The 22,583-nt window shown below is 63.1% G+C and carries 19 protein-coding genes and 2 pseudogenes; 10 read left to right on the top strand and 11 right to left on the bottom strand.

Going from position 1 to position 22,583, the window contains the following annotated elements; translation table 11 throughout:
• Positions 1 to 2 precede the first annotated feature (2 nt).
• Both GV368_RS02295 and GV368_RS11225 read right to left on the bottom strand, forming a co-directional pair.
• Complete coding sequence (locus GV368_RS02295) at positions 3 to 311, bottom strand: DUF485 domain-containing protein (RefSeq protein ID WP_169115148.1); 309 nt, start codon at positions 309 to 311, stop codon at positions 3 to 5.
• A 70-nt stretch (positions 312 to 381) separates the two neighbouring features.
• A pseudogene (locus GV368_RS11225) lies at positions 382 to 581 on the bottom strand (hypothetical protein); the annotation flags it as partial.
• A 172-nt stretch (positions 582 to 753) separates the two neighbouring features.
• On the opposite strand from GV368_RS11225, the gene GV368_RS02290 reads away from it, so the two are divergent.
• A complete protein-coding gene (locus tag GV368_RS02290) occupies positions 754 to 2,400 on the top strand; it encodes a fatty acid--CoA ligase (protein ID WP_169115315.1) in 1,647 nt (548 codons plus the stop codon).
• On the opposite strand, the gene mnmH is transcribed toward GV368_RS02290, so the two are convergent.
• On the bottom strand, positions 2,385 to 3,506 hold the full coding sequence (mnmH, locus tag GV368_RS02285; RefSeq protein ID WP_169115146.1) for a tRNA 2-selenouridine(34) synthase MnmH: 1,122 nt from the start codon (positions 3,504 to 3,506) through the stop codon (positions 2,385 to 2,387). The two genes, GV368_RS02290 and mnmH, sit on opposite strands and share 16 nt — an antisense overlap.
• Positions 3,507 to 3,555: 49 nt before the next feature.
• On the opposite strand from mnmH, the gene selD reads away from it, so the two are divergent.
• Positions 3,556 to 4,614 (top strand): selenide, water dikinase SelD, encoded by a 1,059-nt coding sequence (selD, locus tag GV368_RS02280; protein WP_169115313.1) that lies wholly within the window; start codon positions 3,556 to 3,558, stop codon positions 4,612 to 4,614.
• A 13-nt stretch (positions 4,615 to 4,627) separates the two neighbouring features.
• Here selD and GV368_RS02275 read toward each other — a convergent pair whose 3' ends face one another.
• The gene (locus GV368_RS02275; protein ID WP_169115144.1) at positions 4,628 to 5,302 is read right to left on the bottom strand and encodes an arylesterase; all 675 of its coding nucleotides are present in this window, start codon (positions 5,300 to 5,302) and stop codon (positions 4,628 to 4,630) included.
• Between GV368_RS02275 and GV368_RS11705 the strand changes: the two are divergent.
• Positions 5,301 to 5,995 (top strand): annotated as a pseudogene (locus GV368_RS11705) (ABC transporter ATP-binding protein). The gene GV368_RS02275 and the pseudogene GV368_RS11705 overlap by 2 nt on opposite strands.
• On the opposite strand, the gene GV368_RS02265 reads toward GV368_RS11705, so the two are convergent.
• Genes GV368_RS02265 through GV368_RS02255 form a run of 3 tightly spaced genes read right to left on the bottom strand, consistent with a single transcriptional unit; the run spans position 5,989 to position 9,083 of the window.
• Positions 5,989 to 6,894, bottom strand: coding sequence for a DMT family transporter (locus GV368_RS02265; RefSeq protein ID WP_142809183.1), 906 nt, complete (start codon positions 6,892 to 6,894; stop codon positions 5,989 to 5,991). The pseudogene GV368_RS11705 and the gene GV368_RS02265 overlap by 7 nt on opposite strands.
• Before the next feature lie 27 nt (positions 6,895 to 6,921).
• Positions 6,922 to 8,280, bottom strand: a complete 1,359-nt coding sequence (locus GV368_RS02260; protein ID WP_178086725.1) for an FAD-dependent oxidoreductase — start codon at positions 8,278 to 8,280, stop codon at positions 6,922 to 6,924.
• Positions 8,238 to 9,083 carry a squalene/phytoene synthase family protein gene (locus GV368_RS02255; protein ID WP_169115142.1) on the bottom strand — a complete coding sequence of 282 codons (846 nt, stop codon included), beginning with the start codon at positions 9,081 to 9,083 and terminating at the stop codon, positions 8,238 to 8,240. Before GV368_RS02255 ends, GV368_RS02260 begins: the two co-directional genes overlap by 43 nt.
• Positions 9,084 to 9,312: 229 nt before the next feature.
• Here GV368_RS02255 and apbC point away from each other — a divergent pair, with 229 nt between their 5' ends.
• From apbC to GV368_RS02230, 5 genes are all read left to right on the top strand, one after another.
• Positions 9,313 to 10,401, top strand: coding sequence for an iron-sulfur cluster carrier protein ApbC (apbC, locus tag GV368_RS02250; RefSeq protein WP_169115140.1), 1,089 nt, complete (start codon positions 9,313 to 9,315; stop codon positions 10,399 to 10,401).
• 85 nt (positions 10,402 to 10,486) lie between these two features.
• A complete protein-coding gene (dcd, locus tag GV368_RS02245; RefSeq protein ID WP_028874211.1) occupies positions 10,487 to 11,053 on the top strand; it encodes a dCTP deaminase in 567 nt (188 codons plus the stop codon).
• 57 nt (positions 11,054 to 11,110) lie between these two features.
• A complete protein-coding gene (locus GV368_RS02240; protein ID WP_169115138.1) occupies positions 11,111 to 13,345 on the top strand; it encodes an arginine/lysine/ornithine decarboxylase in 2,235 nt (744 codons plus the stop codon).
• Between the two features lie 317 nt (positions 13,346 to 13,662).
• Positions 13,663 to 14,856, top strand: a complete 1,194-nt coding sequence (locus GV368_RS02235; protein WP_169115136.1) for an ABC transporter substrate-binding protein — start codon at positions 13,663 to 13,665, stop codon at positions 14,854 to 14,856.
• Positions 14,857 to 14,866: 10 nt separating this feature from the next.
• On the top strand, positions 14,867 to 16,978 hold the full coding sequence (locus GV368_RS02230) for a putative bifunctional diguanylate cyclase/phosphodiesterase (RefSeq protein ID WP_169115134.1): 2,112 nt from the start codon (positions 14,867 to 14,869) through the stop codon (positions 16,976 to 16,978).
• Here GV368_RS02230 and GV368_RS02225 read toward each other — a convergent pair.
• Both GV368_RS02225 and GV368_RS02220 read right to left on the bottom strand, forming a co-directional pair.
• Entirely contained in the window at positions 16,950 to 17,444 is a 495-nt protein-coding gene (locus tag GV368_RS02225; RefSeq protein ID WP_142809170.1) for a dihydrofolate reductase, read from the bottom strand. The two genes, GV368_RS02230 and GV368_RS02225, sit on opposite strands and share 29 nt — an antisense overlap.
• Complete coding sequence (locus tag GV368_RS02220) at positions 17,441 to 18,235, bottom strand: thymidylate synthase (protein ID WP_142809167.1); 795 nt, start codon at positions 18,233 to 18,235, stop codon at positions 17,441 to 17,443. Before GV368_RS02220 ends, GV368_RS02225 begins: the two co-directional genes overlap by 4 nt.
• Positions 18,236 to 18,468: 233 nt before the next feature.
• On the opposite strand from GV368_RS02220, the gene GV368_RS02215 reads away from it, so the two are divergent.
• Positions 18,469 to 19,233, top strand: a complete 765-nt coding sequence (locus GV368_RS02215) for an oxygen-binding di-iron domain-containing protein (protein ID WP_169115132.1) — start codon at positions 18,469 to 18,471, stop codon at positions 19,231 to 19,233.
• Positions 19,230 to 21,383 carry a putative bifunctional diguanylate cyclase/phosphodiesterase gene (locus GV368_RS02210; RefSeq protein ID WP_169115130.1) on the top strand — a complete coding sequence of 718 codons (2,154 nt, stop codon included), beginning with the start codon at positions 19,230 to 19,232 and terminating at the stop codon, positions 21,381 to 21,383. Before GV368_RS02215 ends, GV368_RS02210 begins: the two co-directional genes overlap by 4 nt.
• Before the next feature lie 132 nt (positions 21,384 to 21,515).
• On the opposite strand, the gene GV368_RS02205 is transcribed toward GV368_RS02210, so the two are convergent.
• Together GV368_RS02205 and GV368_RS02200 are read right to left on the bottom strand one after the other, a co-directional pair.
• Positions 21,516 to 21,857, bottom strand: coding sequence for a lipid-A-disaccharide synthase N-terminal domain-containing protein (locus GV368_RS02205; RefSeq protein ID WP_169115128.1), 342 nt, complete (start codon positions 21,855 to 21,857; stop codon positions 21,516 to 21,518).
• Complete coding sequence (locus GV368_RS02200; protein WP_169115309.1) at positions 21,854 to 22,582, bottom strand: glycosyltransferase family 2 protein; 729 nt, start codon at positions 22,580 to 22,582, stop codon at positions 21,854 to 21,856. The genes GV368_RS02205 and GV368_RS02200 overlap by 4 nt, the downstream gene beginning before the upstream one ends.
• Position 22,583: the final 1 nt, after the last annotated feature.

Raw genomic sequence — 22,583 nt, 5'->3', positions numbered from 1 at the left:
TCTCATTTGCGCACCTCTTTGAGAATTTCTTCGGTCAGCGCATCGAACTCGGTATTGGCCCGATGCACGTAGATGCCCGTGATGATGATGGCGAAGAGAATGACGCCGACGCCGATGGGGATGCCGAGGGTGGTGACGCCGGTGCCGATGGGCTGGGCGAGGAACTCCTTGTCGAAGGCGATCAGCGCGATGTAGCCGTAGTAGACGATCAGCATCAGGATCGTCAGGATCCAGCCGAATCGCCCGCGCGCCTGCACCAGACGCTGGTACTTCGGATTCGCGCGAATCCGCTCGTAGATGTCGTTTTGCATGCTGCTCTCTTCCTTAAGCGTTTGCGGGAGTCTGCAGGCCATAGGCTAGGATGAAAGTCTTACAAAATGCTTACGTGTCATGTCCCGAACGATGCCAAAGTATTATTTTCATGAAACTTTCCAGTTTTTGACTTCGTCGAAACTTGCTTCGCTCGTTTTTCGCGTACCATCTTTTCATGGCTTCGATGGGTGTGACATGTCCCAGGGCTTTCTGGGGGATGCGGTGATTGAGGGCCAGAAGTCTCGCTGAGTCGTCGCTTCGAGCGCTTCGATCGACTCGCGCATCGTCTCACGACCCAAAAATGATGCACGATGTCGTGGATCGATGTCATCGTTCGGGACCCGACAATCATTTAACGACGAAGTCCTCGAAACGAAAGTGCTTTCCGTGTTATGCTTTGCAGCACTCGGTCGTTTTCCCAGAGGAGACACAACCATGAACATGGCAGCACGGATCGAACGAACCCCCTCGGCCTATCCCTATCCCTTGCTGATACGGCACATGCTCGAACGGGCGGTATCCGATCATCCTAACGCCCAGATCGTCTATGGCCAGACGTGCCGTACCTATCGTCAATTGCACGAACGGGTCGGGAGGTTGGCCAATGCGCTTGCCGGGCTGGGCGTGGAAGCGGGGAGCACCGTCGGCGTGATGGACTGGGATACGAACCGCTATCTCGAATGCTTTTACGCCGTACCGATGATGGGGGCGGTGTTGCACATGGTGAACGTGCGTCTCTCGCCGGAGCAGATCGTCTATACGATCAACCACGCCGCCGACGACATCCTGCTCGTCAATGTCGAGTTCTTGCCGCTGCTGCAACGCATCGCCGGGCAATTGCGCACCGTCAGGGCGGTCGTGCTGCTCGACGACGAAGGAAGGGCTCGCGAGGCAGATTTGCAGGGCTTGCGCTGCGCGGGGGAGTATGAATCCTTGCTCGAAGAATCCGCGCCGGATTACCTCTTCCCCGAGCTCGACGAAGACACCCGTGCCACCACTTTCTATACTACGGGCACCACGGGCCTACCCAAAGGGGTGTTTTTCAGCCACCGCCAGCTGGTGCTGCACACGCTCGCTTGTCAGCTCGCACTGAGCAGCGCAGCGCACTGCCGTCTCGACAAACGGGACGTCTATATGCCGATCACCCCCATGTTTCACGTCCACGCCTGGGGCATGCCTTACGTGGCGACGAACCTCGGCCTGAAGCAGATCTATCCCGGCCGCTACGTGCCGGAGCGTCTCTTGAAATTGCGCGCCGAGCATGGCGTGACGTTCTCGCATTGTGTGCCTACCATCTTGCAGATGCTGCTTATGAGTCCGGCGTCGGCGTCGGCCGATCTCTCCGGCTGGAAGGTGATCATCGGTGGTTCGGCCTTGCCGGCTGCGTTGGCCAAGTCCGCCTTGGAACGTGGTATCGACGTCGTCACTGGCTATGGTATGTCGGAGACCTGCCCCATTCTCACCGTGGCGTTCCTCGATGAAGAGATGCTGTCGTGGGATCTGGAAGCTCAGGCCAGACAACGATCCAAAACAGGGCGGCCGATTCCTTTGGTACAGCTGCGCATCGTCGACGGGGCGATGAACGAACTGCCGCACGACGGTAAGAGCGCCGGGGAAGTGGTGGTGCGCGCGCCTTGGCTCACCCAAGGCTACTTGCACGATCCCGAGGGTTCCGAGCGTCTATGGCGCGGCGGATGGCTGCACACGGGGGACATCGGTGTGATCGACCCCGACGGTTTCCTGCGCATCACCGATCGCCTCAAGGACGTGATCAAATCGGGCGGCGAATGGATCAGCTCGCTCGAAATCGAAGGGCATGTCCTCCGGGTACCGGGGGTGGCCGAAGCGGCAGTGATCGGTGTGCCGGATGAGCGCTGGGGTGAGCGTCCACTGGCCTTCGTCGTACCGTCCCGGCCTGGCGCGGTGGGTTCCGAGGACATCCTCGAGGCACTACGGCGCGCTGCCGAGGCAGGGGAAATTTCGCGCTATGCCGTGCCCGATCGCATCGTCTTCCTCGAGGAAATTCCCAAAACCAGCGTGGGCAAGATCAACAAGCGGGCACTGCGCGAGCGCTATGGTGCGGCGTGAGGAGGGCGGGCCGAGACCGCGGACGGCTGGAGAAGGCGCTCGGAAACCGAGCTCCACGCTTCGATCTCCCGGCAGGCGACCTCCAGTGCACCGGGATCCAATCCCGTGAGCCGTACCCGGGGCGCTCGGCCAAGCTCCGGGTGGCGGGCAAGCGAGCGGCGGTAGAGGGGGTCGTAATGCCGGGCGATGAGCTCGGCAAAGAGCGTCGCCAGATCACGGCGAAGGGCGAGTTCCTGCCAGCGGCGCAAGGTCTCGTTCGGGACGAAGCCTTTGAATCGCTCGAGCCGTCGTGCGAGCGATCCGGGCTCGTCGCCCATCCAGGCATAGTCTTCGAGCAGGAGCTGCATGCGGCACTCGCGGGGCGTGTCGAGCACGATCATCGGGGCGAGCCGGATCGCCTCGTGGAGCGCATCGGGGAGCTGCAGTAGGCCGATGCGCTTGCTCTCGGCTTCGACGAAGACGGGTTTTTGCGGGTTGAACCGACGCAGCGCCGCCACGAGCGCCGTGTCGAAGGCTTTCTGCGAGGGCTGTGATTCTCCTCCGGGCCAGGTGCCGAGGATGGAGCCGCGATGGCGCGCGAGCGCCTCCAGATCGAGCACCTGGTGACCTCGTTGGGCGAGCGCCTGCAGCACGCGCGTCTTGCCCGAACCGGTGGGCCCGGCGAGCACCCGCCAGGCAAAGCGCCCCGGCAGATCGACGAGCCGCTCCAACACCCAGCGGCGATAGGTCTTGTAGCCGCCGGCCAGTTGTGCCGCTGGCCAGCCGATCAGGCGCAACCAGGTGACGAAGGCGCCGCTGCGTTGCCCGCCGCGCCAGCAGTAGACGAGGGGGCGCCATGAAGGGGGATACTGCTGCAGGCGCTCCTGCAGGTGGCGCGCGAGATTCTTGGCCACCCAGGCGGCGCCGAGCCGGCGTGCTTCGAAAGCCGAGCGTTGCTTGTAAATGGTGCCGACGATCCGCCGTTCGGTGTCGTCGAGCACCGGCAGATTGATCGCACCGGGGAGGTGGTCTTCGAGGAATTCGGACGGGGAGCGCGCGTCGATGATCGTGTCGAATTCCTCGATTCGTTCGAGCGGTACAATCCTATCTTTGTCTTTGGCGGCCATGGATAGCGAGGAGGTCGATATGGAACGAGCGGAAGGAACGAAGGCGGCGATGCCAGGCATCCGGCTCACCGAATGGGCCCACGGCGGCGGCTGCGGTTGCAAGATCGCGCCGGCGGTGCTGCAGCGCCTGCTCGGTTCGTTGCCACCGGGGCTGTGTCCGCCGGAGCTGCTCGTGGGCACCGAGGCGAGCGACGATGCGGCAGTCTACCGCGTGCGCGAGGATTTGGCGATCGTCGCCACCACCGATTTCTTCACGCCCGTGGTCGACGACCCCTACGATTTCGGCCGCATCGCCGCGACCAATGCGCTCTCCGACGTCTATGCCATGGGGGGGCGGCCGATTTTGGCGCTGGCGATCGTCGGCATGCCGGTCGGCAAGTTGCCCGAGGAGGCGATCACGCGCATTCTGGAGGGCGGCGCGAGCGTGTGCCGCGAGGCGGGCATCCCGCTCGCCGGCGGGCATTCGATCGACACGGTCGAGCCGATCTACGGTCTGGTGGCGCTGGGCGTGGTGCATCCCGAGCAGGTGAAGACCAACGGCGGGGCGCGGCCGGGCGACGTGCTGATCCTGAGCAAACCGCTGGGCATCGGCATCCTCTCGGCGGCGCTCAAGCAGGGCCGGCTCTCCGGCAGCGAATACGCCGAGATGCGGCTGTGGACGATGACGCTCAACCGCGCCGGGCAGGCGCTCGCCAGTCGCGAGGCGGTGCACGCCATGACCGACGTCACCGGCTTCGGTCTGGCAGGACATCTCTTGGAAATCTGCCGTGCGAGCGGCGTGTCGGCGGTGCTCGACCGGGAGGCGATTCCCGTGCTCGCCAGCGCCCGGCGATATGCCGCAGAGGGCGTGGCCACGGGGGCTTCCAAGCGCAACTGGGCGAGTTACGGCGAGGAGGTCGATCTGTCGGCGCTCGTCGACGAAGAAAGCGAGACGGCGCTGTGGCGTACCTTGCTCACCGATCCGCAAACGAGCGGGGGGCTCCTGATCGCCTGTGCGCCAGAGGCAGCCGAAGGGGTGATCGCCGAGATCCGCGCCCATCAGGCGTTGGGCGGCTGGAAGATCGGTGAGATCATCGAGGCGCCCGTGCCGCGCGTCATGCTGCGCTGAAATGCACCGTGTTTCAACGCCCGGAGGTGGCGCTGCGTTTGCGCACCGCCTCCAGCGCTGTGGCGATCGCCGGCCACACCGTCTCGAGCAACTTGGGCACGGCCTCCAGCACGGGATGCAGTCCGTCTTCCTGGAACGCGTCAGGGTCGAGCGCGATCGCCTCGAGCAAGAAAGGGACGAAATGCACGGGATGGCGGGCCGCGAGGCGCGAATAGACCGCTTCGAATTCGGCCGTGTAATCCGGCCCGAGGTTGGGAGGTAGCCTCATACCTACGAGCACGACTTCGCAGCCGGCTTGGCGCGCCATGCGGATCATGCGCTCTAAGTTCGCCTCCATGGCTGCAGGGGGAAGCCCCCTCAGGCCATCATTGGCGCCCAGTGCGAGGACGAGCACATCGGGTCGGTGTCGCTCAAGGAGCGCCGGCAAGCGGGCAGCCCCTCCGGCGCTCGTTTCCCCGGAGACACTCGCGTCGATGACCCGGTGCATCCCGGGTTCGAGGGTATCGAGCTTGTCCTGCAGCAAATGTGGCCAGCCGCTCTTTGGGGGTAGACCATAACCGGCCGAGAGGCTGTCGCCGAACACGAGGAGGGTAGCCGCGGCAACGGGGGAGGTGACGCAGACGAGTGCCAGCAAAACCGTGTGGGTAACAAGACGCCTGATTTGAGACAAGGAAGGAAAGGAAGGCATGGGTGAACAAACTCCGCAAACGAAGAACGTGATCTTGAGCGCCGAAAAACTCCGTAAAGTCGTGTCCCGTCGGGACGACCCTCCTCTCGTCATTCTCGACGACGTCGATCTCAGCGTCTCGCAGGGCGAGGCAGTGGCGATCGTCGGCTCCTCCGGTTCGGGGAAGTCTACCTTACTCGGCTTGCTCGCGGGACTGGATTCGCCGACCAGCGGCGAGGTTCGACTCGCTGGAGCGTCGATCTTCGCACTGGACGAAGACGAACGCGCGGCTCTGCGGGGGCGTACGATCGGCTTCGTTTTTCAGGTTTTCAGCTCCTGCCGACCCTCAGCGCCCTGGAAAACGTCGCGTTGCCGCTGGAACTCGGTGGTGTTGCGGCTGCGCAGGAGAAAGCCCGGGAATGGCTGGAACGCGTCGGCTTGGCGCACCGGTTGCATCACGACCCACGTACGCTCTCGGGCGGCGAGCAGCAACGTGTGGCTCTGGCGCGCGCGTTCGTCACTTCGCCCAAGGTGATTCTCGCCGATGAGCCGACGGGCAACCTCGACACGGCCACGGGAGAGGCGGTGATCGAACTGATGTTCTCCTTGCGGGCGGGGGAAGGCACCACGCTCGTGCTCGTCACGCATGATCCCAGCTTGGCAGCACGATGCGATCGTGTCCTGAAAATGCACGCGGGACGACTGGTTCAATGAGGTATGCGCGTCTCGGCACGCTTCAGAGCTTCCTCGCGAGACGTTTCGTGCCATTGAGCCAAAAAAATACCCATCAGCAAAATGGCGGCCCCCAGCCATTGGCGTGCGCTCAACGTCTCGCCGAGCCAGAGCGCACCGGCTAGTGCCGCAAATACGCTCTCGAGCGAGAGGATCAGCACCGCATGTGTCGGGCGTACGGTGCGCAGAGCGACCACCTGTAAGGTAAAGGCCAGAGCACTGGAGAGGATCCCCGCCCAAAGGATGGGGCCTAGGGTTGCCGTCACGTCCTCGATGGTTGGACGCTCCCAAAAAAGGGCCACCGGCGCGGACAGCAGCGTTGCCACGAGGAATTGTCCCGCCGTCAGGCCAATGGGGGACAAGTGTCGGCCGTAGCGGCTGAGGGCAATGACGTGAGCTGCCCAGAAAAAGGAACCGGCCAATTCGAACGCATCCCCACGGTGAATTTTCAATCCTCCTTGGGTCGAGAGTAAATAGAGCCCAAGGATGCATGCGGATAGGGCATACCAGAATAGTTTTGGCGGGCGGATCCCTTGCAGCAAACCGAACAAGGGGACGAAGACGATGTAGCTCGCGGTGATGAAGGCTGCATTCGAGGCGGTCGTTTCGAGCAAACCGATCTGTTGTAAGGCAAATCCACCAAAGAGTAGGGTTCCCGTGATCGTCGAGGCCCGAATCCAGCGTCGCAAGGGTACGCGGCCCCAAGGGCGTTCATACCACCACCACATGGGCAGGAGAAAGGACGCCGCCAGCGCAAAACGGGCCATGTTGAAGGAAAATGGCTCCATGGTGGTCATGGCCTGGCGCTGGGCAACGAAGGTACTGCCCCAGATGGCGGCAACGAGCAGGAGCAGGAAATGGTCGCGGGAAAATCGCATCATGGGGTAGGAGGAACCGACATTCGCTTGCTATCCTGCCACCATTTCCGCGTTCAGGATCGCACCGGCGGTATGCCAGCCGCTCGCGGCCGACGCTTCCGGCCCCACAAAGGTCGGCGCTGGCGCCAGCCATCCACCAGCGAGCCAGAGACCTGGAGCGATGTCCGGGGTCAGGGAAGAGGACTCTGGCAGAGGCAGGAGGAAATCATGCCAGGGTTCCTCGATCGCTGCCGTACCCAGGGGTGCGAGACGTTCCACAGAGGGCCGATCAAGGCTAGCCCATCCCGTGCGGGCGCCTCCGGCTGGCGCACACCAGGCATCGGCTGCCGGGGTGAAACGCCATTCGCCGGAAGGGCATGACAGGATCGTGCTCCAGAGTGAGGTTTTCGGCCAATTCGAGAGCCGGTGGCGCAGTGCACCGAGCCCCTGGATTTCTCGGAGCAGAACTGCCGCATCCCAAGGAGCGACGGCGAGGACGACGTGATCGAATCGTCGGCCGTCGGTCTGAGGCAGGCGCCATCCGCCGTCACAGGGCTCCAGGGTGTGCACCGGCGCGGCGATCGCCACCTCGCTGCCGCAATGCCCCAAAGTACGAGTGAGCGGTACGGAGAACCATTCGACGAAGGAATCGGGTAACTGGACCCATTGGCGTTGGAGCCTCGTACCCAGCGCAGCGGCGAGAAGGCGGGCGAGGCGGGGCAGGGGGGTTTCTTCGGCCGCCGTGAGACACAGAAGACGACACAATGGGCGCCACAGCAGACGAAGTCCCTCCTCGCCGCCCCAAGGCAGCGCCGCCTGGGCAAGCGGCACGTCGGGCAGGGTGCTTGCGCCGTGCCGGCCGGCGCGCAGCAGCCGCCTCAGGGCTCGGCCGGCCGCGCGCCGTGCCGCGCCAGAGAGCATCCCCTCTGGCTCGACCCATACTTCCAGTCCGCTCCAGCGCGTGCGCAGGATGACCGTCCCGGCACCGGCCACCGACCATGTCGGCGCGATCGTCCTCAAGCGGCGTGGTGACAGGCCCAGCCGGCGGGCACAAGCAAAGAGATGGAGGCTCGCCCCCCACAGGGGCAGAATCTCCGCGCTCAGGCAGGACGTTCCCGCGTCCAACCGCGGCGCGCGCTCGAAGACCGCCACCTTGGCTCCGGCTTCTGCCAGGCGCAGTGCACATACCAGCCCTGCCACCCCTGCGCCGATAACCGCCACCTGCAGAGCCTGTGAATCACTCCGTCGCGCAGCCCGATTGCTTCGTTGCGCGGTGCGTGTTCCTTGCGGATCTGCCCGATAGGTCTCGTCGCCGCGCTCCGGGCGCCGCCCGCGCGAACCGCTCGCGACGATTTCTTCACCAGCGCTCATCGGCCGGGCTTTCGCCGCCAGCCGCGCCAGGTCAGCCACAGCTGCCGCAGCGGCGGCAGCTCGAGGCGACGATCGAGCAGCCGATAGTCGAGAGCCTCGGCTTCGGCGAGCAGGGCTTCGGTCACCGTACGCCGTGCCATCAAGGGGCGCAGCGCCTCGCGCATTCCCGGCGAGGCCATTTCGTCGACGGCACGGAAGTGGTGCCGTACCCGCTCGGCTTGGGCTCGCATCAGCGCCGCAAAGGATTCGCTCCAGCGCCCCTCGAGGATCTGCTCCGCGGGCACGTCGTGGCGCTGCAGTTGTTCCACGGGTACCAGAATGCGGCCGGCGCGCGCGTCCGCGCCGACGCCGAGCAAGAGTTCGGCAAGCGCCAGTCCCATGCCCAATTCCTGGGCCGCCTGTTGCGCCTCGCGCTCCATGCCGCCCAAGGCGCGCACCGTGAGCAAGGCGGGCACCGCGCCCAGGCGATAGGTCAGTTGCTGCAGCTCGGCGCTGGAGGCGCAGCGCATCGTCGTCGCCCTCAGCCTCGCGGCGAGCACCAGCTCGTCGAAGAAAGCCCGTTCCCAGGGCATGTCCGCCAGCACGAGGCGCAACGCTCGCGTGATGGGGTGGGTCGGTGTTCCGGCAAAGGCGGCTTCGACTTCGTTCGCCCACCAGGCAAGGGTCGTAAGGGTCACCTGAGTTTCACGGCAGGAATGCACGACGTCTTCGAGCGCGTCGATGAGGGCGTAGAGTACGAAAAGCGCCTCCCGTCGGGGGCCCTTCAGAAGCAGCAGGCTGTAGTAGCGGGCGTTGGGACGGCGGGCGAGACGTTCTCGGCAATGCTCGATGTCTGGAATCATCCTCGGACCTGGAAACCCTGAAGGGCGGCGGGTTTGCCGTATCGGGTTTTGCAGTAAGATCGGCGAAAAGTGTCTGCTTCGATGCACACCTCGAAAAACCGTCACGAGCAGTCGCCGGGCGACACGCCCGTGGGCCCATCCGTGTAGCGGAGAGCGCTGCCATGCGGCCACGCTGTAGATCATTCGAGGTGTCCCCTATGATACCCGAACCTCTGTCGGAGTTCTTGCAATGAGCTTTTCAGCCGATACCCTTCGCGACACGCTGGCCGCGATCCCCGATCCCAACCTCGGCACTCCTTTGGGTAAAAGGGCGATCGCCGGGATCGAGCTCGCCGACAGCACGGTGCGCGTGCGGCTCGCTCTGGATTATCCCGTGGCGAAGATGGGAGAGGCGGTGCGCGAGGCGGTGACGCAAGCGCTCGCCCGGCTGCCCGGCGTGGCGTCGGTGCAGGTCGAGCTTCTTTCCCGCATCGAGATCCACAAGATTCCGCCCGGCACGCAACCCCTGCCCGGGGTGGCCAACGTGATCGCGGTGGCTTCCGGCAAGGGCGGCGTGGGGAAGAGCACCACCGCGGTGAACCTCGCCTTGGCGCTTCTGGCCGAAGGTGCGCGCGTGGGCGTGCTCGATGCCGACATCTACGGCCCCTCGATTCCCCAGATGCTGGGGCTGGGGCATCAGCCACCCGAATCGACCGACGGCAAGAGCATGGAGCCGCTGCGCGCGCACGGCCTGCAGGTCAATTCCATCGGTTTTCTCGTCGATCCCGAGACGCCCATGATCTGGCGCGGGCCCATGGCCTCCCAGGCGTTGCTGCAGCTCCTCACCCAGACGAATTGGCACGAACTTGATTATCTCGTCGTCGACCTGCCGCCGGGCACGGGCGACATCCAGCTCACCCTGTCGCAGAAGGCGCCGCTCACCGGTGCGCTCATCGTCACCACGCCACAGGACATCGCGCTGCTCGATGCGCGCAAGGCGGTGAAGATGTTCCAGAAAGTGAATGTCCCGGTCCTCGGGCTCGTCGAGAACATGAGCATCCACGTCTGCTCGAACTGCGGTCATGCCGAGCCCATCTTCGGCAGCGGCGGGGGAGAGCGCATGGCCCAGGAGTATGGTCTCCCGTTCTTGGGGGCGCTACCGCTCGACATCCGTATCCGCGAGGAGACCGACTCGGGAACGCCCACCGTCGTGGCCGAACCCGAGGGCCCCCTCGCTGCGCGCTATCGTGACATCGCCCGGCGCGTGGCACTTGCGCTTGCGCGCTCGCCGCGCGACCTCAGCCACAAATTCCCTACCGTCGTGGTGCAAAATCGCTGAGTTTTGGCGTACACTTCGCGGCAATCGCGGGCGTGCAGGGTTGCCGGCCGCGCCGTTTTCGACCAAGGCCACGAACGGGAGTACGATGAGCATCAAATCGGATCGCTGGATACGGCGCATGGCGCAAGAGCACGGCATGATCGAACCTTTCGCGCCCGAGCTCGTGCGCCAGACCGAGCGCGGCAAGATCGTCTCCTACGGCACCTCGAGCTACGGCTACGACGTGCGCTGTGCCGACGAATTCAAGATCTTCACCAACATCAACTCCACCATCGTCGATCCCAAGGCCTTCGACGAGCGCAGTTTCGTCGATTTCAAGGGCGAAGTCTGCATCATCCCGCCCAATTCCTTCGCACTCGCCCGCACGGTGGAATACTTCCGCATCCCGAGGAACGTCCTCACCGTCTGCCTGGGCAAGAGCACTTACGCGCGCTGCGGCATCATCGTCAACGTCACGCCGCTCGAGCCCGAATGGGAAGGCTACGTGACGCTGGAATTTTCCAATACCACGCCGCTGCCGGCCAAGATCTACGCCAACGAAGGCGTGGCGCAGATGATCTTCTTCGAGTCCGACGAAGTTTGCGAGACATCCTATCGCGACCGCGGCGGCAAGTACCTCGGTCAGCGCGGCGTGACCTTGCCGCGACTCTGATCGCCGTACGTAACCGTTTTTCATCCTTTGCCGAATCTTGCTGCGAGGGCGAGTTCCATGCGCTTCCATTTCCCCATCGTCATCATCGACGAAGATTTCCGTTCCGAGAATGCGAGCGGCCTGGGCATCCGGGTGCTCGCCAAGGCGATCGAGGCCGAAGGCATGGAAGTGCTGGGCGTGACCAGCATCACCGATTTCTCCTCATTCGCCCAGCAGCAGAGCCGTGCCTCGGCTTTCCTCCTCTCGATCGACGACGAGGAATTCCAGGCGCCGGAAGATGCCGCGCGTGCCATCGCTCGGTTGCGCGGCTTCGTGCGCGCCATCCGCTTCCGCAACCGTGACATCCCCCTCTTTCTCTACGGCGAGACCAGGACCAGCCGCCACATCCCGAACGACGTGCTGCGCGAGATGCACGGTTTCATCCACATGTTCGAGGACACGCCCGAATTCATCGCGCGCTACGTTGTGCGCGAGGCGCGCAACTACCTCGACAGCCTGCCGCCGCCGTTCTTTCGTGCGCTCACGCATTATGCCGCCGACGGCTCCTACTCCTGGCACTGTCCGGGGCATTCGGGGGGTGTGGCCTTCTTGAAGAGCCCCGTCGGGCAGATGTTCCACCAGTTCTTCGGCGAGAACCTCCTGCGCGCCGACGTGTGCAACGCCGTCGAGGAACTGGGGCAGTTGCTCGACCACACCGGGCCGGTGGCCGCTTCCGAACGCAATGCCGCGCGTATCTTCCACTGCGACCACCTCTATTTCGTCACCAACGGCACTTCCACCTCCAACAAGATGGTGTGGCATTCCACCGTTGCACCCAACGACATCGTGGTGGTGGATCGTAACTGCCACAAGTCGATTCTCCATGCTATCATCATGACGGGGGCCATTCCCGTCTTCCTGACGCCCACACGCAACCATTACGGCATCATCGGTCCGATTCCGCTCGAGGAGTTCGAGCCTGCGTCGATCCAAGCCAAGATCGACGCGCACCCCCTCATCGACCAGGCCAACAGCCGCACGCCGCGCATTCTGACGATCACGCAATCGACCTACGACGGCATCGCCTACAACGTCGAGACCATCAAGCAAAAGCTCGACGGCGTCATCGACACGCTGCACTTCGACGAGGCCTGGCTGCCTCACGCCGCTTTCCACGATTTCTACGGCGACTACCACGCCATCGGCGAGGATCGCCCGCGTTGCGAGCACTCGCTCATCTTTTCCACTCAATCGACGCACAAGCTGCTCGCGGGCTTGTCCCAAGCCTCGCAGATCCTGGTGCAGGAATCGCGCACGCGCACGCTCGACCGCGACGTGTTCAACGAATCCTACCTCATGCACTCCTCCACCTCGCCCCAGTACGCCATCATCGCCTCGTGCGACATCGCCGCGGCCATGATGGAACCGCCCGGCGGCACGGCGCTCGTCGAGGAATCCCTCATGGAGGCGGCGGAATTCCGCCGCGCCATGCGCGACGTGGAAGCCGAGATCGGCGGCTGGTGGTTCAAAGTATGGGGGCCAGAGTATCTCGCCGCGGAAGGAATCGGCCAGCGCGAAGACTGGCTGCTGCGCCCCAACGAGCGCTGGCACGGCTTCGGCGCCGTGGCCGAAGGATTCAACATCCTCGATCCGATCAAGGCCACCATCATCACGCCGGGGCTGGACGTGGAGGGCGAATTCGACGAATGGGGCATCCCGGCCGGGGTCGTCACGCGCTACCTCGCCGAGCACGGCATCGTGGTCGAGAAAACGGGCCTTTATTCCTTCTTCATCATGTTTACCATCGGTATCACCAAGGGCCGGTGGAATACCATGGTCACCGAACTGCAGCAGTTCAAGGACGACTACGACGAGAACCGCAAGCTGTGGCGCGTGATGCCCGAATTCGTCGCCAAGCACCCGCAGTACGAGGACTGGGGGCTGCGCGACCTGTGCCAGCGCATCCACGCTTTCTACAAGGTGCACGACGTCGCGCGGCTCACCACCGAGATGTACACTTCCGAAATGGTGCCGGCGATGCGTCCGTCCGACGCCTTCGCCATGATGGCGCACCGCAAGATCGACCGCGTTCCGATCGACGAGCTCGAAGGCCGGATCACCGCCATGCTCGTCACCCCTTATCCGCCTGGCATCCCTCTGCTGATCCCCGGCGAGCGTTTCAACGCCACCATCGTGCGCTATCTGCGTTTCGCCCGCGACTTCAATCGACAGTTTCCCGGATTCGAAACCGATATCCATGGTCTGGTCAAGGACTCTGAAGGGGACTATCATGTCGACTGCGTGCGCACCTAGCGGCTGAACGTATCCTCCGCCGTGCGCGGACCAAAACGAAAAGCCCCTCGAAAAACCGTTGCGAGCGGCAGCAGGGTAAGGTGTCCGGGGCACAGTGCGACACCCATCACGAAGATGGGCGAGCATCCGGGCACACGGGAACGGCGCCATGCGGCCGCGCAGCAGCGCATTCGAGGAGCCCGAAGGGGAACGACATGCAGCGTTTCAGCGGTTTACCGACTACGGCGATGAGGATTCTTCTTGCTTGCGCTTTGTACGCAAAGCGCCTCTGCGCTTCCCTGGGCAGGAGCGGAATACGTACGCTATGCTTTCTTTGTTTGAGCAGCGTCGCTTTCGCTCAAACCCAAAAGCCTGCGCTCCTCATCGCCCACGTGATGCCCACCACGGGGCGTTTCGCCTTGCATGCCGAGGCCGACCGGCGCGGCGTGGAAATGGCGATCGAGGATTTCGGCGGTAAAATCCTGGGGCGCGACCTGGTTTTGCTCACACGTAACGCTACCACCGATCCGGCGAAAGCGGCCGAGATCGCCGAGTCGCTCATCACGCAGAACCGTATCGCCTTCATGGTCGGGGCGATCGACTCGGGCGTGGCCGCCGCCATGTCGGCAGTGTGCCAACGCTACGGCGTGATCTTCATCAACACCAACTCCTCGGCTCCCTCGGAAGCGGTGGAGAACGCCCATCGCACGAAATTCGTTTTCGATGCCAACGGCGCCAACTTCAACAAGGCGCTCCTGAAATACGCCCTCGATCGACATCCGCGTAAACGGGCCATCCTGCTCACCGAGGACAACGTCTGGGGGCACAGCAACGCCGCGGCCTCGCGCGGTTACATCGAGCGCTACGGCGGCAGCGTGGTCGAGGAGATCGTCGTCCCCGTCTCACTGCCCGATCCAGCCGGGCTTGCCGCGCGCATCGCGTCGATGGACATCGACGTCGTCGCCGTCAATCTGAGCGGCAACAACCAGATCCGCCTCTTCTCCCAGATCGACCCCGCGCTCTTCGAACGGCAGTCGTGGGTGGTGGGCGAGGTCGATTGGGAGGAACTCTATCCGGCGCCTGGCACGCCGCGGCCGCTCTTCGGCACCACCTGGGCGTGGAATCTCGACACGCCCGGCACGGCCGAGTTCGTGGCGCGCTACCGCCAGCGCTACGGCAACACGGTGCTCGATTATCCCGGTGACGTGACGCACGCCGCCTATCTGGCCATGCGTGCCCTGTTGCAAGCGATCGAGGCCGCGGGCACCACGCAGAACCACGCCGTGATCCGTACGCTCGAGACGATGCGTTGGAGCGCGCATGAGCGCATGCAGCACGACGACGCCTGGATGGATCCGGTGAGCCATCACCTGCAGCAGTCCGTCTATACCGCTACCTGGCGCCATGATCCCGTCAACCCCGCCGCCGGCATCGAAATCCTTGGGCACCTGAGCCCCGAAGAAGTGCGCTACGAGAGGGAAGATCATACTCGTCTCGAATCTTTCGATGAGACCCCGCTCTATACCCCCTGAGAGGAAGCCCATGACCCGCCCGCGCTTCGGCCTGATCGCTCGCATCGCCTGGCTGGTCCTCGCGATCGAGGCGCTCGCCTTCGGCGCGCTCACGGCGGTGTATCTCGATCGCTCGCGCACCATCATGGAGCGGCGCATCGAAGCTCAACTGCAGCGCGTCGGCCGCATGCTGCAGGAAGAAAACCTGCCGCTCAACGCGGTGGCCACCCCTTGCCTCATGTCCGACCTGATCGGCCTCGAATACCAGGGCGGATTCGTCTTGGGCGGCAACGGCCGGGTGATCGTCGCGAGCGACCCGTTTCTCCTGGGGAAGAAAGCCGAAGAAGTGCCGGGATTCGATCCTTCCTGGTTGAACGATGCCGCTCGCCCTCCGATCGAAGCGTCCTTCACGTCCGAGCGGCTCACTGCCGTCCTACGTCTGCGAGGGCCGCAAACCCCCATTCCCCTCTATACGGTGGTGCTCGATTTCGACACCGCCGAGTTGCGTGCCGCCAAACGCGAGGTGATCGCCTGGGGGACGGCCTTGTCTCTGGCCTTCCTCCTCTTCACATCGCTTGCCATCGTCTTCGTCGCGCACCGTCTCATCACGCGCCGGGTACAGCGCACCCTCAGGGCGCTCGCGCAGATCGAGGAAGGGGCGCTGGAGACGCGCATCCCGATCACCTACGCCGACGAATTGGGCGACTTGCAGCAGGGCATCAATTCGATGACGGAAAAACTCGCCGCCTACATCGCCGAACAGAAGCGGGCGCAGGCGCGCATCCGCCAGCTCGCTTTCTATGATCAGCTCACCGGCCTGCCCAATCGTATCGCCGCGCTCGAGCACCTACGGGAGATTTTACTGTCATGCCCGCAAGAGTACGGCGCATTGCTGCTCGTCGATCTGGACGACTTCAAAACGCTCAACGACACCTTGGGGCACGAAGCAGGGGACGAGTTGCTGCGCCAGATCGCCGAGCGCTTGCGTGTCGAATTCGAAAGCCAAGGGTTGATCGCCCGGGCCGGGGGCGACGAATTCCTGGTGATCCTGTCGCGGCTCGGAGCGACCGAAGAGCAGGCCAAGCAGCGCGTCGAGGTCGTTTTTTCCCGCCTGCGCGAGTCCCTTGCCCTTCCTTGTCGGATCGACCATGCCTCGGTGCGCACCACCGCCAGCGCGGGGGGCGCGCTGTTCCACGATGGTGATCCTGGGCTGGAAGAACTGCTCAAACGCGCCGACGTGGCGATGTATCACGCCAAGGCGAGCGGCCGTGACCGTCTCTGTTTCTTCGACGAAGAGATGGCGCGCGCCGTCCGCCGGAGAGCGGAACTCGAGCGGGATCTCGTCAAGGCGGTGGAGACGGGGCAATTCGTCCTTTACTATCAGCTTCAGGTGCGTGGTCCCAGTTGGCCGGTCGGCGCCGAGGCGCTGATCCGATGGCCGCATCCCGAACGTGGTTTGATCTCTCCGGCCGAATTCATCCCCTTGGCCGAGGAGACGGGACTTATCGTACCGCTTGGTTGGTGGATTCTCGAAAACGCCTGTCGGCAATTGGTGGCATGGGAACGCAAGGCGGAGACGGCAGGGCTTACGCTCTCGGTCAATGTGAGCGCGCGTCAGTTCTATCAGCCCGATTTCGTCGAGCGGGTGCTCGAAATCCTCGAGAAGACGGAGGCCGATCCTCGCCGCCTCAAACTCGAACTCACCGAGAGCACGCTCGCCTCCGATCTCGGCGGCATCATCGACAAAATGCGCGTCCTGAAACAACGGGGCATCGGTTTTGCCTTGGATGATTTCGGTACGGGATATTCCTCGTTGGGATACCTCAAACGCCTACCGCTCGATGAGCTCAAGATCGACCAGTCCTTCGTGCGCGACGTGCTCACCGATCCCAATGATGCCGCCATCGCCCGTACCATCGTCGCCTTGGCCGAAAGCCTCGGATTGCAAGTGATCGCCGAAGGGGTGGAAACGCCCGAGCAGTGGAAATTCCTCGCCGAACTCGGGTGCCCCGCCTATCAAGGCTACTATTTTGCTCGACCGTTGCCGATCGAGCAGTTCGAAGAAACCTTGCGGCAAATGCTGGCTCCTGCCTCCAGCGACGGGCAGGGAACGGTCAAATTCGAGGCCGGCGGTGGTACGTGACCACCACGGCCGGATACTCGTCGCTTTCTTCAGGTAACGCCTGACGGCCGACTTCGACGAAGCGCGTCCGATCCCACTCCGGGAAGAAGGCATCTCCCGGTGGCTCGGCGTCCACTTCCGTGAGTACCAGGCGATCGGCAAACGGCAGGGTCTGGCGATAGAGCTGCGCGCCGCCGATCACGAAGACGACCGGCTCATCGGCGAGCGCCGCCCGCGCGGCATCCAGCGACGGATAGACCTCGGCGCCCGGGGCCGTGAAAGAGGGATCGCGGCTCACCACCACATTGCGCCGATCGGGCAGGGGGCGGCCGAGCGATTCCCATGTCTTTCGCCCCATGAGTACCGCGTGCCCGGTGGTGAGCCGGCGGAAGTGCCGCAAGTCGGATCTCAGCCGCCACGGCAGTGCCCCGCCACGGCCGATCACCCCGTTTCGCGCCACGGCGGCGACGATCACCCACTCGCTCATACGGCCACCGGAGCGGGGATGTGGGGGTGCGGATCGTAGCCTTCCAGCGTGAAATCCTCGTAGCGGAAGGCAAAGAGATCGGTCACCGCCGGGTTGAGCTTCATCTTGGGCAATGGCCTTGGTTCGCGACCGAGCTGCAGCCGAGCTTGTTCCAGGTGGTTGAGATAGAGGTGGCAATCGCCGCCCGTCCAGATGAACTCGTGCGCCTCATAGCCGCAGACCTGGGCCACCATCAGGGTGAGCAGCGCATAGGAGGCGATGTTGAACGGCACGCCGAGAAAGACGTCGGCGCTGCGCTGATAGAGTTGGCAGGAGAGCCTGCCCTCGGCAACGTAGAATTGAAAGAGCGCATGGCACGGCGGCAGCGCCATCTGGTCCACCTCGGCGGGGTTCCAGGCCACGACCAGATGCCGGCGCGAATCCGGATTGGTCTTCAACCCTTCGACGAGGCGAGCGATCTGGTCGATGGTGCGCCCGTCCGGGGCCTCCCATCGTCGCCACTGTTTGCCGTAGACGGGGCCGAGCTCGCCGTGCTCGTCAGCCCACTCGTCCCAGATCGTCACGCCGTGTTCGCGCAGGTAAGCGACGTTGGTGTCGCCACGCAAGAACCACAGCAATTCGTAGATGATCGATTTGACGTGCAGTTTCTTGGTGGTGAGCAGCGGAAAGCCTTCACGCAGGTCGAAGCGCATCTGCCAGCCGAAGACCGACAAGGTCCCCGTGCCGGTGCGGTCTGCCTTGCGGGTGCCGTGTTCGAGGATGTGGCGCAGAAGGTCGAGATAGGGGCGCATCGCCGTGCCGCAACGAATTTTGACCGCCCATTTTAACGCAGCAAGGACGCGGAAACGGCACCCGGTAGCGTCGTGCGGCCTTCCCGCCCAGCAGAGCATATTCCCCGTGACTGGACAGGCACTCGTTCCATGTCTCCACACCCTCTGATGGGGTTTTATCCCTGAGCTAGTCGGTGTTATTCTTATCGAACTCGAAGCAGAGCCCCTTTTTCTCACGAGGTGAGACGAAATCGATGCACAACATAGAGCTCTATCGGGACGAGGCTCACCTGTGCGTGCTCCTCAACGAAAGCGAAGAGCTCGACGAAGGCGGCATTCACTCCAACCAGTACCTCATCCTGCATCAGGAGTTCGGCGTCCTGCTCGATCCCGGCGGTTTCGGCGTGATGGCCGACGTGCTCGAGGCGATGCTCGCTTACTGCGAACCGGAGCAGATCCGCTACATCATTCTGTCGCACCAGGATCCGGACATCGTCGGCGGCCTGGCTTCCTGGCTCGAGCTCACCCGCGCCACCGTCCTCATCTCGCGCCTATGGACGCGTTTCATTCCCCATTACGGCCTGCCGAGCACCGACCGCATCGTCGCCATCCCCGATACCGGAGCCCAGATCGATCTCGGTACCTCCGCCGTGCTCGATCTGATCCCGGCCCACTTCCTGCACTCGGAAGGGAATTTCCAGGTCTATGATCCACGGGCGAAGATCCTCTTTTCCGGCGACCTGGGAGCCTCCGAACTGAGCGGTACCGAAACGCAAGCATTCATCGAGACGCTGGCACCGCACCTGCCGCGCATCGAAGGGTTCCACCGCCGCTACATGGCGAGCAATCGGGCCATCGAGGCGTGGCGGCAGACCTTGGGCGATCGGGCGATCGAGTTGTTGGCGCCGCAGCACGGGCCGATCTACCGCGGGGCTGCCGTCCGCGAATTCCTCGCGTGGCTCGACGGTTTGGAATGCGGCGTCGATCTGCTTCAGCCAGGCGGAGTCTTTCGCCGATGAACCGCTTCGTCCCACCCGATTTCCTGCGCCTGCGGCGCGAGAGTCTGCAATCGATCATCGAGATCCTCGAGCACGAGACCCGTTTTCGCATCGGCTTTTCCGCCATGACGTCGGCGATCGAGCGTAGTCACCGTCGCTTGGCGGCAGCGCTCGAACATCCCTCGAGTGAAGGGGTCATCGAAGCGGAATCCCCACGCTCCCGCCTCGAGCGACTCGACCACATGGTCAGTCTGCTGCGCGAACTCCTCGACAAGGACGGTCGAGCCCAAACGGAGGCAATCTCTGCCTTGTTGCATCAATTCGAGCAAAGCACCGCCGAATTGATGCAGACCCTCGTGGAGAAGGATCTCATCGACCGGCAGCGCGCCGTGCTCGAGCGCATCATTTTCTCCTATGAACGCATTTCCCAATGGATGGAATTCCTCAAGGAGATCTTGACCGAGTTTTATGAGATTTTTCCCTTCGACGCCTTTTTCATCGCTTTCACCGAGAAACATGGCCTGACGCTCAAAGTATTTCACCCGACGACGATCGATTTCTCTACGCGAGAACGTTTGTTGCATCAAGTCTCGCAGCACGTCCTCGCCGCACTGGGAGAATCATCCGATGCCGTTTTCGATACCGAAGAGTATTTCCTCTCGACGAAGCACACCGAGGTGAATCCAGCCGATTCGCTCGTGTTGATCACCGAACGCGTACCCGAGCATCACACCAAGCTCGCCGGTATCCTCGGAGCGGCTTTTGGCATTCACGGAACGCTTTCGCCCCAGGAAGAAGCCGTCATCCGTTCGCTCTTGGCGATCGTCGTCATCGTGGTCGGTTCAAGCCGGGCGCTGGGACAATCCCTTGCCGAGCTCGAATACTATTCGCTGCACGACCCACTCACCAATCTCTACAACCGGCGGCATTTCCTCACCATGCTGCAATACGAGATCACGCGCAGCGAACGCCATCATCATGAGTTTTCACTCCTAATGGTCGACCTCGACGACTTCAAGGACGTCAACGATACCTTCGGCCATCCCGTGGGCGACGAGGCGCTATGCCAAGTCGGCAATCGACTCAAGGATAGTGTGCGGCCAGGCGATCTCGTCTGTCGCATCGGCGGGGATGAATTTGTCATCCTCATGCCCGAAACGAGCAAGGAGGAAGCCAAGCGCCTTGCCCGCATCCTCTGCGATCGCCTGCGTGAACAGGCTATTCGTGCCGTCAACCTCGAATTCCACCTCACCGCCTCGATCGGTATCGTCACCTATCCTTACGACGGCGTGAATGAGCAGGAACTGATGACCCGTCTCGACTTTGCCGCTTATGAAGCGAAGAAACGAGGCAAGAATGGCATCTTCCTCTACAGCGACATCGATCGTGGAGAGGAGGCGCAGCGCATCGCCCAGCACCGCCGCCAAGAAGCGGAGATCGTGCGGGCCGCTTTGCGCAAAGGGCGCATCGTCCCTTATTTCCAGCCCATCATCGAAACGGCGACCGGCAGGGTCGTCGCCTATGAGGTGCTCGCCCGCCTCATTGCCGACGATGGGGAGATCGTCTCCGCCGCCCGCTTCATCGATGCAATCGAGAAGTATGGCATGGGGCGTGAACTCGATCGTCGCATGATCGCTGCTTCCCTCGATACTTTGCGCCGACTTCCCGCCGAGTCGAAGGAAACCGCGCCGATGCTTTTCCTCAATCTCTCGGTGCAGGAGATCCAGAACCGCAACGTGCTGGCTTTTGCTTCTCGTCTCTGCTATCAATGGGAGATCGACCCCCATCGCATCGTTTTCGAGCTGCTGGAACGCGACGCGATTTCCGACATGGAGAAAATTCGCCGTTTCCTCGATACCTTGCGCAACAAAGGGTTTCGTTTTGCGCTCGACGATTTCGGCAGCGGCTACAACTCTTTTCACTACTTGCGTGAGCTGACTTTCGACTTCGTCAAGATCGACGGTGCCTTCATCCGCGGCATCGAGCACTCGAAGACCGACGAGGCGCTGGTACGCAACCTCGCTCGCCTATGTCGCGATCTCGGCATCCAGACGGTGGCCGAATTCGTCGAAAGCCAGAGGCTTCTCGAACAAGTGCGAGAATTGGGGGTGACCCATGCACAGGGGTATTACATCGGTTTGCCTCGTCCCGAGATGCTAGGGAAACGCTGAATAATCGGCTGCGCGGGCGAATCGCTGCGTTGCGCGGTGCTCGCTCCCTCGCCTATCTACTTGATATGTCTCGGTCGCTGCGCTCCGTGCGCCTTGCGCTTCATCCCGCTCGCTCATTTCTTCAGCGTCTCCCTAGCTCCCCCCGGAAAGGGTTGAAGTAACGGGGCTGCTTTGGGCTTCGGGGACGGCACGCGCAGCTTCGTCTGCGTGGGCTTTGCGCTCCCGCCAGATCAGGTGCAAGTTCCGGGTATAGATGAAGAGCCCGGTGATTTGGCCGATGATGAACACGGGGTCGGCGCGATAGATCGCATAGGCAAGCAACGTTGCCCCGCCGGCCAGGCTGAAATACCAAAAGGCGATTGGCATGACGCTGCGCCGTTGGCGTTCGCTGGCGAGCCATTGGACGAGAAAGCGCATCGAGAAAAGCGCCTGACCGAGCAGGCCGATGCCTAGCCAAATGAAGTCGGAATTCATTTTTGCCCTCCATTCTGCGAGGGAAAAGGTAAACGGCGGCGGTGCAGAAGCCACCACACGCCGAGGAGGTCGACCAGTCCGACCCATAGGCGATTACCGATGCCGTATTTCGAGGTGCCGTGCCGTCGGGGGCGGTGATGCACCGGCACTGAGACCACGCGCCCGCCCTCGCGTCGCACCAAGGCGGGCAGGAAACGATGGATGTGGTCGAAGTAGGGCAGGCGCAGAAAGAGCTCGCGCCGGATGAGTTTCACACCACAGCCGCTGTCGGGCACGCCATCGTGCAGCAGCGCCGAGCGGACCGCATTGGCGATGCGCGAGGACAGCCGCCGAATCCACGTGTCGTGGCGATCGACGCGATGGCCGATGACCATGTCCGGCGGGTTTGGCTCCTGCTGCACCAGGGTCCAGAAACGCCACAGATCGGCCGGGTCGTTCTGGCCGTCGCCATCGAGCGTCCCGAGCCATTCTCCCCGTGCGGCGAGCGCTCCCGTGAGCAGCGCCGCGCTCTGACCGGCGTTGCGTGCATGATGCAAGACGCGCCAGTTCGGCCCCTTCTTGGCGCAGAGATCTTGCAACACGGCCAAGGTGTCGTCGGTGCTCGCGTCGTCGACGAAGATCACTTCGAAATCGAGCTTGTCACCGAGTGCCGTGGCGATCTCCTCGGCGAGGGTGGCGACGTTGTCGCGTTCGTTGTGTACAGGAATGACGATGGAGAGGTCCATG

The sequence above is a fragment of the Tepidiphilus baoligensis genome (genome assembly GCF_012911495.1).
Classification (GTDB): Bacteria; Pseudomonadota; Gammaproteobacteria; order Burkholderiales; family Rhodocyclaceae; genus Tepidiphilus; species Tepidiphilus olei.
This window is presented reverse-complemented; position numbering and strand designations above follow the sequence as displayed.